Consider the following 12,441-nt stretch of genomic DNA (forward strand, 5'->3'; position numbering starts at 1 on the left):
CGCCCTAAAAATTTTGACTATTGGGATTGATTAAAAAATTATTCCGCAGGAGCGGAGAGAAAGGGTGTAAGAATGCAGCGAAATAAAATACCGAATAAACAGGGACTCTACGATCCAGCATTTGAACATGATGCCTGTGGAATTGGATTTATTGCTGATTTAAATCAAGGTGCTTCAAACCAAACAGTAAAGCAGGGGATTTCGATGCTTTGCCGATTAGATCACCGGGGAGCACAGTCTGGTGATTCGGATACGGGTGACGGAGCGGGAATTCTGACGCAGCTTCCGCACATATTTTTTCAAAAAGCTTGTAAGGAGATGAAAGCTAAGGAACAGGGGAGCTACGGGGTTGGAATGCTATTCTTGCCGCAAAACTGTAAGGCAAGACAGGAATGTGAAGAGGCGGTAAATCACATTATTCATGAAGAAGGCCAAGAGGTTTTAACATGGCGGAACGTTCCTGTAAATAATAATTGTATTGGGAAAAATGCAAAGGAAAGCCAGCCCTTTATCCGGCAAGTATTTATAGGCAGAAGCAAGGAAATAAGAGATGAGGAGTCCTTTGAAAGGAAGCTGTATTTGATTCGGAAATTAGCCGAGAAGAGAATTAAAGAAAAAAAGCTTGCTAGGGATGAGAACTTTTATGTTTCAAGTCTATCTGCAAGAACAATCGTATATAAGGGAATGCTTACTCCGCAGCAATTACAGGAATTTTACCTAGATCTGCAGGATGAGGCTTTTCAATCATCATTTGCGCTTGTTCATTCCCGTTACAGTACTAATACATTTCCAAGCTGGGAAAGGGCCCACCCAAACCGCATGCTGATTCATAATGGTGAGATTAATACAGTGAACGGCAATATAAATTGGCTGCGCGCTCGGGAACATAGGATGGAATCATCTGTTTTTGGTAAAAAACTAAAAAGCCTTATGCCAATTATCGATGCAAATGGGAGTGATTCATCTGCATTTGATAATTGCCTGGAGTTCCTAACCCGTTCAGGGCGGTCGCTTGCACAGGCAGCGCTGATGATGGTCCCGGAGGCATGGGAAAAAGATGACTCCATGGATGATTCATTAAAAGCCTTTTATGAATTTAACAGTCAATTAATGGAGCCGTGGGATGGACCTGCAGCTTTTGTCTTTACAGATGGTCTGCAGATTGGTGCGATGCAGGACCGCAATGGTCTTCGCCCAGCACGCTATTATGTCACTGTTGATGGAACGATTATATTTGCTTCTGAAGCAGGTGTCATTGATATTGAACCGGATCGGATTTTAGAAAAGGGAAGATTAAGCCCAGGAAAAATGCTCCTTGTTGATCTGAAAGAAGGGCGAATGATACCAGATGAAGAAGTGAAAAGCAAATTATCGCATGAACATCCATATCGCGAATGGCTAGATGAAAACACTGTTCATATTAACCAATTACAGAGTCATCAGCCTGCACAAGGGAATGATGGTCTGCCTATATCCCAATATCAGCAAGCATTTGGCTATACGGTAGAAGAATTAAAGAAAGTAATTGGAGCCATGGCTGCTGATGGAAAGGAGCCCATTCATTCAATGGGATATGATTCGCCATTAGCTGTCCTTTCTAACCATTCACAGCTTTTATATAGCTATTTTAAACAGTTATTTGCACAAGTAACAAATCCGCCTATTGATGCTATCCGTGAACAGTTTGTCACCTCATCCTTAACTTTTCTTGGGAATGAGGAAAACCTTCTTGAAGCAAAGGCACAAAGCTGCAGAAGGTTAAAATTGGATACCCCGATTATCTCCAATCAGGAATTGGCAAAGATTCGCGAATATAATACCGAACCATTTAAAGCAAAGACATTTCCAATACTTTTTCCAGCAGATAATAGGGAAAATGCTTTAGAAAGGGCATTAGAGCAGCTATTTAAAAATGTGGAAAAAGCTATTGCCAGCGGCGTACCTTTAATCATCTTATCTGATAAGGGCATAAACAAGGATTTGGCTGCCATTCCAGCAATGCTTGCGCTCAGCGGTCTCCATCATTATTTAATTAGTAAAGGGATACGGACAAAAGCAAGTATTATTGTTGAAACCGGTGAGGCTCGTGATGTTCATCAGTTATCCATGCTTGTAGGATATGGAGCTGATGCAATTAATCCTTATCTTGCATTAGCAAGCATTGAAGAGATGGCTGAAAATGGGGAACTTGGAGTAGAGCTGGACTCAATGGCTGCCGTTAAAAACTATGTGAAGGCAGCTTCAGATGGAATTGTCAAGATTCTCTCTAAAATGGGGATTTCCACAATTCAAAGCTATAAGGGAGCACAAATTTTTGAAGCCATAGGCATTGATCAAACAGTCATTGACAAATATTTTTCGGGAACTGTGTCTGCTATTGGCGGTATCAAGCTTGATACCATTGCAGAAGAAACACTAATGCGACACCGGGTAGCTTTTGCTGCAAAAGAGGTGCCGCTTACACCAGGAAGTGAATTCCAATATCGGAAAAGCGGCGAAGCCCATGCCTTTAATCCAGAAATAAACCGGTTGCTGAAAATCGCCTGCCAAACAAATGATTATGAGCTATTTAAAAAATACACAGAAAAAGCAAATGAGAATCAGCCTATATTTATCCGTGACTTATTTGCCTTTAAAAAGACATCTGATAATCCGAGTATTCCTATCGATAAAGTTGAATCTGTTGATTCCATTGTTCGGCGATTTAAAACAGGGGCGATGTCCTATGGTTCTTTAAGCCAGGAAGCCCATGAGACATTAGCGATAGCTATGAATCGTCTCGGAGGGAAGAGCAACAGCGGAGAAGGCGGAGAACACCCGGATCGTTTTGTCCCAGATGCCAATGGCGATTCAAAGCGCAGCAAAATCAAGCAGGTCGCTTCAGGAAGATTTGGAGTAACCAGTCATTATTTAGTGAGTGCGGATGAAATTCAAATCAAAATGGCTCAAGGAGCGAAGCCGGGTGAAGGCGGTCAGCTTCCGGGGCATAAGGTTTACCCATGGATTGCGGAAGTTCGCGGGTCAACGCCAGGCGTTGGTTTAATTTCCCCGCCGCCACACCATGATATTTATTCCATTGAGGATCTGGCCCAGCTGATTTACGATCTGAAAAATGCCAATTCGAAAGCACGAATTAGCGTAAAGCTTGTTTCAAAAGCAGGTGTGGGAACAATCGCGGCAGGTGTTGCCAAAGGGTTAGCTGACGTTATTTTAATCAGCGGTTATGACGGTGGAACCGGGGCAGCGCCAAGGTCAAGCATCAAGCATGCCGGGATTCCATGGGAGATTGGCTTAGCGGAAACCCAGCAGACACTCGTATTGAATGGATTGCGTGACCGGGTCGTACTCGAAGCCGATGGAAAGATGATGACCGGCAGGGATATTGTTATGGCGACATTATTGGGGGCAGAAGAATATGGTTTTGCAACAGCTGCCTTAGTTGTATTGGGATGTGTTCTCGTTCGGCAATGTCACCTCAACACATGTCCGGTTGGCATAGCCACACAGGATCCTGAGCTTCGGAAAAAGTTCATGGGAAAGCCCGAGCATGTTGAGACGTTCATGCGGTTCATTGCCCAGGATGTACGTGAAATCATGGCCCAGTTAGGTTTTAGAACAATTAATGAGATGGTAGGACGGGCGGATTTGCTCACAGTCAGCGAAAAAGCGGAGTCACACTGGAAAGCAAAATACCTCGATTTATCAAAGATACTTTATAAGCCTACTATTTCCGAAAATACAGGCTTGTACAATCGGAAGGTGCAGGAACATAGGCTTGAGAACTCTTTTGATAGAAAAGAATTATTAGAGGTTTGCATGCCGGCACTTGACAGCGGACAAAAGGTAACCGCAAGCTTTTCCATTCAAAATACTCATCGGACAGTGGGGACCATCTTAGGCAGTGAAATTTCAAAAAGATATGGCGGTCAGGGGCTCCCCAAGGATACCATTCATCTTCAATTTAATGGTTCAGCGGGGCAAAGTTTTGGTTCTTTCTTGCCAAAAGGGGTAACACTCACCCTTGAGGGCGACGCAAATGATTATGTTGGGAAAGGTCTATCTGGAGGCAAGGTAATTGTTTCTCCATCGAAAAAGTCAATATTTATTCCTGAAGAAAATACGATTATAGGCAATGTGGCATTTTATGGTGCAACCTCGGGTGAAGCTTATATTCGCGGTCTTGCCGGTGAACGCTTCTGTGTAAGAAACAGCGGAATCCAAGCTGTTGTTGAAGGAGTAGGGGACCATGGATGCGAGTATATGACTGGAGGATGTGTGGTTGTACTTGGTTCGGTCGGCAGAAATTTTGCTGCAGGAATGTCAGGCGGCGTTGCTTATGTATTTGCAGATGACCTAAAGCAATTTTATAAGCATTGCAATCATGAGCTGATTGAAATCGAACCAATCATTGAAGAGGGGGATATTTCAAAGATTAGTGAGCTCATTCAAAATCACTATGATTATACAGAAAGTACCCGTGCAGCCTATATCCTTAATCATTGGAATGAGAACTTGTCTAAATGGGTCAAAGTGATACCGAAAGAATATCAGCGAATTTTGCAGCAAAGTCTAGGAAACTCTTTAACGAAAGGATCTAGTTAATATGGCAGAAAATGATTATATCCAACAGCTGTTTGCAGATCGGATTGGCGGGGCTGAGTTTGGATTAAAAGAAGCAATTTATAAATTCGAAAAGATTAAAAGGGCAAAGAGGGCGGCAGTAAAAAAGAACCCGAATGTAAGATTAATTGACCTTGGAGTAGGGGAACCGGATGAAATGGCGGCAAGGAGCGTTGTAGAAAAGCTGGCAGAAGAAGCTAGAAAAAAGGAAAATCGCTTTTATGCTGACAATGGGATAGCTGAATTTAACCATGCTGCGGCGTCATATATGAAAGAGGTATTCGGGGTAAGCGGTCTTAATCCGGAAACAGAAATCAATCATGTGATTGGGTCGAAAACAGCTTTGGCTATGCTGCCGGCCGCTTTTATTAACCCTGGAGATGTCACCTTGATGCCAGCTCCTTGTTATCCAGTTTTGGCTACACATACGAAGTATTTTGGCGGAGAAATTATTGATTTGCCACTTTTAGAGGAAAATGGCTTTCTGCCAGACCTTGATTCATTGAGTGCTGAAGTTCTTGGAAAAGCCAAACTGCTCTATTTAAATTATCCAAATAACCCCACTGGGGCTGTTGCAAACAGAGAGTTCTTCGAGAAGACAGTCAGGTTTGCGAAGAAAAATAGATTATTAGTCGTTCATGATGCTGCTTATGCTGCTTTAGTTTTTGATGGCGAAAAGCCTCTTAGCTTTCTATCAATTCCGGGAGCAAAGGAGGTTGGCATAGAGCTTCATTCTCTGTCAAAATCCTTCAATATGACTGGATGGAGGATTGGATTTATTGCAGGGAATGAAAAGCTGGTCAAGGCGTTTGCAACAGTTAAAGACAACAATGATTCAGGGCAGTTTATGGCTATTCAAAAGGCCGCGGCATTTGCCCTGTCTCACCCAGAAATAACTCAACAGACAGCAGAAAAGTATGCAAGACGGCATGAAATGCTGGCACAGACATTATCGGAATGCGGCTTTGATGCAGTAAAACCGAAAGGATCTTTCTTCTTATATACAAAGGCCCCAATTGGTGTCAAAGACGGCCCAGGCTTTACCTCAGCAGAGGAATTCAGCCAATTCTTAATCCTGGAACATTTGATATCTACTGTGCCATGGGATGAGACAGGACGCTATGTCCGATTTTCCGTTACCTTTGAGGCTGATGGGATCGAAGAGGAAAAGCAGATTATGGAGGAGGTGAAAGCTAGACTCAGCAGAACAGACTTTATTTTTTAAATGGAGATGAATAAGATGCAATTCACAAAAATGCAAGGTCTAGGCAATAACTATATTTTCTTCAACTTATTAGAAGAACCGATGGAGGACATTGACTTCTCGGAGCTTTCTAAGCAAATCTCAGATAAAAATTTCGGGATTGGTTCGGATGGGATTATTCTCATTTGTCCCTCTAAGTCAGCTGATTTTAAAATGAGAATCTTTAATGCGGATGGGTCAGAAGGAAAAACTTGCGGCAATGGTTTACGCTGTGTCGCTAAATATTTATCTGATCATATGTACACTGATTTATCTGCCTTTGACATTGAAACACTGGCAGGTAACGCAACCGTTATGGTTGAGGGAAATGGGACGCGTGAGGTCCGGTTTGTGACCGTTGATATGGGAGAGCCAAAGCTTTTAAAGGGGGAAATCCCGATGCTGGGTGATCCTAGTTCCACATCCATCAATGAGGCCTTAACGATAGGAGGTGAAAGCTATCATCTGACTTGTGTTTCAATGGGCAACCCGCACGCCATCCTGTTCACAGATGACATTAAAGGGGTGCCTTTAGAGAAAATTGGCCCAGTAATTGAACACGCTGATTTATTTCCGGATAGGGTTAATGTCGGAATCGTTCATGTGAAAAACCGCCGGGAAATTGAATACCGTGTGTGGGAAAGAGGCTCAGGAATTACCATGGCTTGCGGGTCGGGAGCATGTGCTGCCGTGGTGGCTTCAACGTTAAATAACCTGATTGACAAACATGCTCCTATCACTGTTCATCTTCCAGGGGGAGATTTGACGGTAACATGGGATAAAAACAACCGTGTTTGGAAAAGAGGCGAAGCAGCTTATATATGTAATGGGGATTTTATCTTAAACAAAAAATGATTAGGGGGAGTTATTATGAAAAAGTCTTATACGAGAGAGAGTATCTTTGAATTAGTAAAGGAGCATAATGTACGGTTTATCCGCCTGCAATTTACTGACCTTTTTGGAGCTATTAAAAATGTTGAAATCCCAGTGAGCCAGCTGGAAAAGGCACTGAATAATAAAATGATGTTCGATGGCTCCTCCATCGAGGGATTTGTCCGTATCGATGAATCGGATATGTATTTGTTTCCTGACTTAGATACATTTGTCATTTTCCCCTGGACGGCTGAAAAGGGGAAGGTTGCCCGTCTTATTTGCGATATCCATCATCCTGATGGGTCACCGTTTGAAGGAGATCCGCGCAATAACCTAAAAAGGGTGCTAAAAGAAATGAATGATCTGGGATTTACTGACTTTAATGTTGGGCCAGAACCAGAGTTTTTCCTTTTTAAGCTGAATGAAAGCGGCCAGCCGACTCTGGAATTAAATGATAATGGCGGGTATTTTGATTTAGCCCCCACTGATCTTGGCGAAAATTGCCGCCGGGATATTGTACTAGAACTTGAAGAAATGGGCTTTGATATTGAAGCGTCACATCACGAGGTTGCTCCAGGACAGCACGAAATTGACTTTAAATATCAAAATGTTTTGAAAGCGTGTGATGATATTCAAACATTTAAGCTTGTTGTAAAAACCATTGCCCGCAAGCATGGACTGCACGCAACCTTTATGGCTAAGCCGTTATTTGGCGTAAACGGCTCAGGCATGCATTGTAACTTGTCCTTGTTCAAAGGCGGAGAAAATGCCTTTTTTGATCAAAACAGTGATTTGCAGCTCAGCGATACAGCAAGATATTTTATGGCGGGAATCCTAGCACATGTCCCTAATTTTACCGCAATAACAAATCCAACAGTAAATTCCTACAAACGTTTAGTTCCGGGCTATGAGGCACCCTGTTATATTGCATGGTCTGCCAGCAATAGAAGTCCGCTTATCCGAATCCCCGCATCTAGAGGCTTAAGCACCAGGATTGAAGTGCGAAGTGTCGATCCGTCAGCGAATCCCTATTTAGCAATGGCTGTTCAGCTTGCTGCAGGTTTAGACGGAATCAAAAATAAGTTAACCCCTCCAGAGCCAATTGATCGAAATATTTACGAAATGGCAAAAAAAGAACGGCTTGAAAATGGTATTTACGACCTGCCGTCCACATTAGCTCATGCCATAGAAAACTTAAAGACCGATGAGGTCATCACAAAAGCATTAGGAGGACACATCCTAAATCGCTTTGTTGAGGCGAAAGAAATTGAGTGGGATGTCTTCAGAACCCAAGTACATCCATGGGAAAGGGAACAGTATATGACCCTTTATTAAAATATTAGACTCTTAAAGCCAGAGGAAAATTCCCAATGAAAGAGTGATGTTACGTGTGCGGTATTACAGGCTGGATTGACTGGCATCAAGATTTACATCAGCAAGTACCTGTGGTTAAAAGGATGGCGCAAACGCTGGCAAAGCGGGGTCCAGATGCAGCAAATGTATTTAGTGCCCGGCATGCTCTGCTGGGGCATACGAGACTAATTGTTGTCGACCCCGCTGGAGGTGCCCAGCCAATGACAAGGTCGACGGATGGGCAAGTCTATACCATTGTATATAATGGCGAGTTATATAATACAGAAGAAATACGCCTGGAATTAGCAAGCAAAGGACATTCATTTCAATCTCATTCAGATACAGAGGTTTTATTAAAATCCTTTATCGAATGGGATGAGAAGTGTGTGGAACACTTAAATGGGATTTTTGCCTTTGCCATATGGAATCATCAGCATGAAAGTCTTTTTATGGCTAGAGACCGCCTTGGTGTCAAACCATTATTTTTCAAGGAGCATGGGTCATCGCTCTTGTTTGGTTCGGAAATTAAGGCGATCTTGGAACATCCAGATGTATTGGCCGAAATTGATCGGGAAGGGCTGCAGGAAGTCTTTGGGCTGGGACCTTCCCGGACACCAGGCCACGGTGTTTTTAGAGGGCTTAAGGAGCTGCGTCCGGCACATATATTGAGGTATGACCGAAATGGATTGAAAATCAGAAGGTACTGGAATGTTGAAAGTAAAACACACCTGTATACACTTGAAGAGACCATTGAACAGGTAAAATACCTCGTAAAAGATGCTGTCATTAGACAGACAGCGGCAGATGTTCCTGTGTGCACGTTTCTTTCAGGGGGCATAGACTCAAGCGCCATTAGTGCCATTGCTGCCAATGACTTCAAGGAAAAAGGAAAAGAGATCCTGCATACGTATTCCATTGATTACAAGCAAAATGATGTATTTTTTAAAACTAGCTTATTCCAGCCTGATGCAGATGGGCCGTGGATTAAAAAGGTTGCTGAATTTTTACAGGTGCAGCATCACTTTGAGTATATGGATAATGCTCTTCTCGCGGTACGCTTGGAGGATGCCGTTAAGGCGCGGGATTTACCGGGGATGGCTGATGTTGATTCGTCATTATTATGGTTTTCTGAGCAAATTAAACAAAACTATACAGTAGCTTTATCTGGGGAATGTGCAGATGAAATTTTCGGCGGATACCCCTGGTTTTACCGGAAAGAACTCCTGCAAGCAAATTCTTTCCCTTGGATGAAGTCTGAAGAAGAAAGAAATCAGCTGCTTTTGCCGCATTGGCAGAAAAAGCTTGATTTAAAAGGATATGTCAGCGGGCGGTACATGGATACATTAGCTGAGGTACCGCATTTAATAGGGGAAGGGACTTTAGAAAAACGCCGTCGGGAAATGTTTTATTTAAATATGATCTGGTTCATGTCCACATTGCTGGAGCGAAAGGACCGAATGAGTATGGGAGCAAGCTTAGAAGTTCGTGTTCCATTTGCAGATCATCGACTGGTTGAATATGTGTGGAATATTCCATGGGAGATGAAAATGCTCAATGGACGCGAAAAAGGAGTACTGCGCAAAGCCATGGAAGGCATATTACCGCATGATGTTTTATACCGCAAGAAAAGTCCATATCCAAAAACACATAACCCCGAATATTTAATTGCCGTAAAGAAGATGCTAAAAAATGTTCTAAACGATAAAAGCAACCCCATTCTTGAACTGGTTTCAAAACAAAAGGCAGAAGAGATACTGGATTCTGACGGGTCATCCTTCAAAGTGCCATGGTTTGGCCAGCTCATGACAGGTCCTCAGTTAATTGCCCATCTGGTGCAAATAAATATATGGCTTAAACACTACAACATTAATATAATCGATTAGAAAGCCCCCTGAATAATGAACAATTTGTGAATTTTAACACAAACTTTGGTTTTTAGGTTGACATTTTGCCGATTAACTAGTATTCTAAATTTAATGAAAATTCAATATGGGCGGTTGACGGTTGTGGGAGAGTGCAAAACAGTAGCCACCGAAGGAGCAAGTTCCTGAAAAGACCCATGGAACAAATCTCTCAGGTAGAGGAACCACAACAGGACGCGTCTCTGGAGAGATCGTATCTGATACGACACCAACGGGGACCCATTTAGGTGGGTTTAAACTCTCAGGTAAAAGGACAGAGAAAGGGTAATAATTATTATCCTTTTCTGTCCTTTTTTTTATTGGAGAAACGTTGCCGTATCTGCTGCTTTTCAATTTATTATTTCCAAAGGCCGCATGCAGATGACAGCAGAAGGCATTCTTGCGGCTGCTGATGGGAACGCTATTCATGAATATTTCGAAGAATGGTGGTATGTGTATGGTATTAAATGATAAAAAAAATAGAGCTGTATTACTAATTTCCTGTCCTGAAAAGGCTGGATTGATATCCATTATTTCAAACTTTTTAGTAGAACATAAAGCAAACATTGTTCATTTTGATCAGCATACAACCGATCCGTTTGCAGGCAGATTCTTTTTGAGAATTGAATTTTTCCTTGAGGATTTCGATCAATCATATGACCAGCTTGAACAGGATCTGCATGAAATTGCAGAGATTTATTCGATGGATTGGAAATTAAGCAGTACGAAAAAGAGAAAAAGAATGGCCATTCTTGTTTCAAAAATGGATCATTGCCTTCTTGAGCTGATATGGAGATGGAAATCCAAGGAGCTTCCGGTCGATATTCCAATGGTAATCAGTAATCATCCCAATCTTTCGGATGAGGTTGAAAGCTACGGACTCCCGTATTATCATATTCCATTAACCCATGATACGAAGGAAGAGGCTGAACAGAGGGCAATAGAGTTAATGGATGGGAAGGTCGACTTTATTGTTTTGGCAAGGTATATGCAAATACTGTCGCCTAGTTTTATTGCCCAATATGAGAATCGGATTATCAATATTCACCATTCCTTTTTACCTGCCTTTGTTGGCGCCAACCCATATGTAAGAGCATTTAACCGGGGGGTAAAGCTAATTGGAGCGACCGCTCACTATGTAACAAATGACCTTGATGAAGGCCCAATTATTCAGCAGGATGTTTTGCGCGTCAACCACCGCTATACGGCTGAAGATTTAAAAGTTGCCGGCAGACATGTGGAAAGAAGTGTTCTTGCAGAAGCAGTGTCCTGGCATGTGGATGACCGTGTTCTTGTCCATGGAAATAAGACAATTGTGTTTGAATAAAACTTATCAGAATTGACAACAAGGGAGAGCTAACAATGAAAAGAAAAAGATTAACATTAACTGACTTAATTAAACAGAATAAAGAAGAGCTTCTGAGAGATCGTGATCAGCTGGAAATGATTGAGAAACGGCTTGATGAAAAACATGACATAACCAAAAAAAAGAGGACTCCTCGCTTTGGAAATGCCAGAGCTATAAATGGATAACAGATGTCCCCTTGCCGTTTGGTAAGGGGTTTTTTCTTGTCCAAAAAAATATGGTTAAGTTGAAAGTTTCTTAATATTCCAGAATAGTGTATTGACACCTTTGGAGAAATGGAAAAGGGGCAATACATCAGTAATGCTAATCCCAAAAGGGGATAAAAGTGTGCTGCTGCTTATTTCTGCCTCCGCATGCTGGAGCGGCCAGGCTTGATGATGTATTTCCCCGCTATAGAGATTCCCTTGCAGATCTGTGCTGTAAAGACAGTAGCGCTCAGTAAGAAAGTGATCAATGGTTCCTTGCTTCGGAATAAATATATCTGAATTAGGTGCATATTTCACTTTAAACTCAGCTGGAATGGACTGTTCCCTTCTTCGCTTGCTTTGGCAATAATGCAATGGACTTTCCGTTCGGAAGATGACGTCTGAAGCCTGATAGGGCAGGTGATACCATCTTTTGGCGATATGTAATGATGCCCAGTCTCCTACATCAAGCGATAAAAAGAAAATCCCTGGCTTTCCATTATATTGAACATATGTCCGCACATTAATTTCGGCAAACCCAGGAACAACAGATATGATTGGCATTCCCCGCAAATAGATTCCTTCCATTTTAAACACAATGATTCCGATCCAAGCCCATTGATTAAAAGTGTCAAGCTGCAATGACGAAGGAATAAACGGTCTAAGTATGTCTGGAGAAATTGGCCAATGGCAAAATAATAGATTTCTCCATTTTTGCTGCATGTTCCAGAGGCTTGATGGCAGGGGCCAAGGGCGATGAGCGATATCCTGCAAGATCTTCAATAGCAGCACCTTCCGAATTATTTTTCATAATTAGTTTGCAGGCGTAGAACAATTTTATTCCCTTTTTGGTATTAAAGTAAATTTTTGGCAACAATGAGGATATGATCCCTATATTGG

At 42.2% G+C, this 12,441-nt stretch carries 8 protein-coding genes, 1 pseudogene and 2 riboswitches; of the genes and pseudogenes, 7 read left to right on the forward strand and 2 right to left on the reverse strand.

The features are described 5' to 3' along the window. Nucleotides 1–72 precede the first annotated feature (72 nt). Genes gltB through asnB form a run of 5 tightly spaced genes read left to right on the forward strand, consistent with a single transcriptional unit; the run spans nucleotide 73 to nucleotide 9,972 of the window. Nucleotides 73–4,602, forward strand: a complete 4,530-nt coding sequence (gene gltB / locus AC1Q59_RS09480; protein WP_492365569.1) for a glutamate synthase large subunit — start codon at nucleotides 73–75, stop codon at nucleotides 4,600–4,602. 1 nt (nucleotide 4,603) lies between these two features. Next, nucleotides 4,604–5,845 carry an LL-diaminopimelate aminotransferase gene (locus AC1Q59_RS09485; protein ID WP_492365570.1) on the forward strand — a complete coding sequence of 414 codons (1,242 nt, stop codon included), beginning with the start codon at nucleotides 4,604–4,606 and terminating at the stop codon, nucleotides 5,843–5,845. Nucleotides 5,846–5,860: 15 nt separating this feature from the next. Continuing rightward, on the forward strand, nucleotides 5,861–6,718 hold the full coding sequence (gene dapF / locus AC1Q59_RS09490) for a diaminopimelate epimerase (protein WP_492365571.1): 858 nt from the start codon (nucleotides 5,861–5,863) through the stop codon (nucleotides 6,716–6,718). 15 nt (nucleotides 6,719–6,733) lie between these two features. Further along, complete coding sequence (gene glnA / locus AC1Q59_RS09495; RefSeq protein WP_492365572.1) at nucleotides 6,734–8,071, forward strand: type I glutamate--ammonia ligase; 1,338 nt, start codon at nucleotides 6,734–6,736, stop codon at nucleotides 8,069–8,071. Nucleotides 8,072–8,124: 53 nt separating this feature from the next. Next, nucleotides 8,125–9,972 (forward strand): asparagine synthase (glutamine-hydrolyzing), encoded by a 1,848-nt coding sequence (gene asnB / locus AC1Q59_RS09500; RefSeq protein ID WP_492365573.1) that lies wholly within the window; start codon nucleotides 8,125–8,127, stop codon nucleotides 9,970–9,972. Nucleotides 9,973–10,048: 76 nt separating this feature from the next. On the opposite strand, the pseudogene AC1Q59_RS09505 reads toward asnB, so the two are convergent. Beyond that, nucleotides 10,049–10,117: pseudogene (locus tag AC1Q59_RS09505) on the reverse strand (hypothetical protein); the annotation flags it as partial. Continuing rightward, nucleotides 10,087–10,188, forward strand: a riboswitch (glycine riboswitch). (Overlaps the previous pseudogene by 31 nt.) Before the next feature lie 2 nt (nucleotides 10,189–10,190). Then, a riboswitch (glycine riboswitch) is annotated at nucleotides 10,191–10,271 on the forward strand. Between the two features lie 176 nt (nucleotides 10,272–10,447). On the opposite strand from AC1Q59_RS09505, the gene purU reads away from it, so the two are divergent. Continuing rightward, on the forward strand, nucleotides 10,448–11,317 hold the full coding sequence (gene purU / locus AC1Q59_RS09510; protein WP_492365574.1) for a formyltetrahydrofolate deformylase: 870 nt from the start codon (nucleotides 10,448–10,450) through the stop codon (nucleotides 11,315–11,317). Nucleotides 11,318–11,352: 35 nt separating this feature from the next. After that, nucleotides 11,353–11,523, forward strand: coding sequence for an FbpB family small basic protein (locus AC1Q59_RS09515; protein ID WP_492365575.1), 171 nt, complete (start codon nucleotides 11,353–11,355; stop codon nucleotides 11,521–11,523). A gap of 54 nt (nucleotides 11,524–11,577) precedes the next feature. On the opposite strand, the gene AC1Q59_RS09520 is transcribed toward AC1Q59_RS09515, so the two are convergent. Next, entirely contained in the window at nucleotides 11,578–12,324 is a 747-nt protein-coding gene (locus tag AC1Q59_RS09520; protein ID WP_492365576.1) for a YqjF family protein, read from the reverse strand. Nucleotides 12,325–12,441 lie beyond the last annotated feature (117 nt).

It is taken from the genome of Cytobacillus sp. MT66, assembly GCF_058792595.1.

What these genes read in the sequence shown, in the direction of transcription:
- purU (WP_492365574.1), top strand. Translation starts at nt 10,448, where the DNA reads ATGGTATTAAATGATAAAAAAAATAGAGCTGTATTACTAATTTCCTGT.
- AC1Q59_RS09485 (WP_492365570.1), top strand. Translation starts at nt 4,604, where the DNA reads ATGGCAGAAAATGATTATATCCAACAGCTGTTTGCAGATCGGATTGGC.
- AC1Q59_RS09515 (WP_492365575.1), top strand. Translation starts at nt 11,353, where the DNA reads ATGAAAAGAAAAAGATTAACATTAACTGACTTAATTAAACAGAATAAA.
- dapF (WP_492365571.1), top strand. Translation starts at nt 5,861, where the DNA reads ATGCAATTCACAAAAATGCAAGGTCTAGGCAATAACTATATTTTCTTC.
- gltB (WP_492365569.1), top strand. Translation starts at nt 73, where the DNA reads ATGCAGCGAAATAAAATACCGAATAAACAGGGACTCTACGATCCAGCA.
- glnA (WP_492365572.1), top strand. Translation starts at nt 6,734, where the DNA reads ATGAAAAAGTCTTATACGAGAGAGAGTATCTTTGAATTAGTAAAGGAG.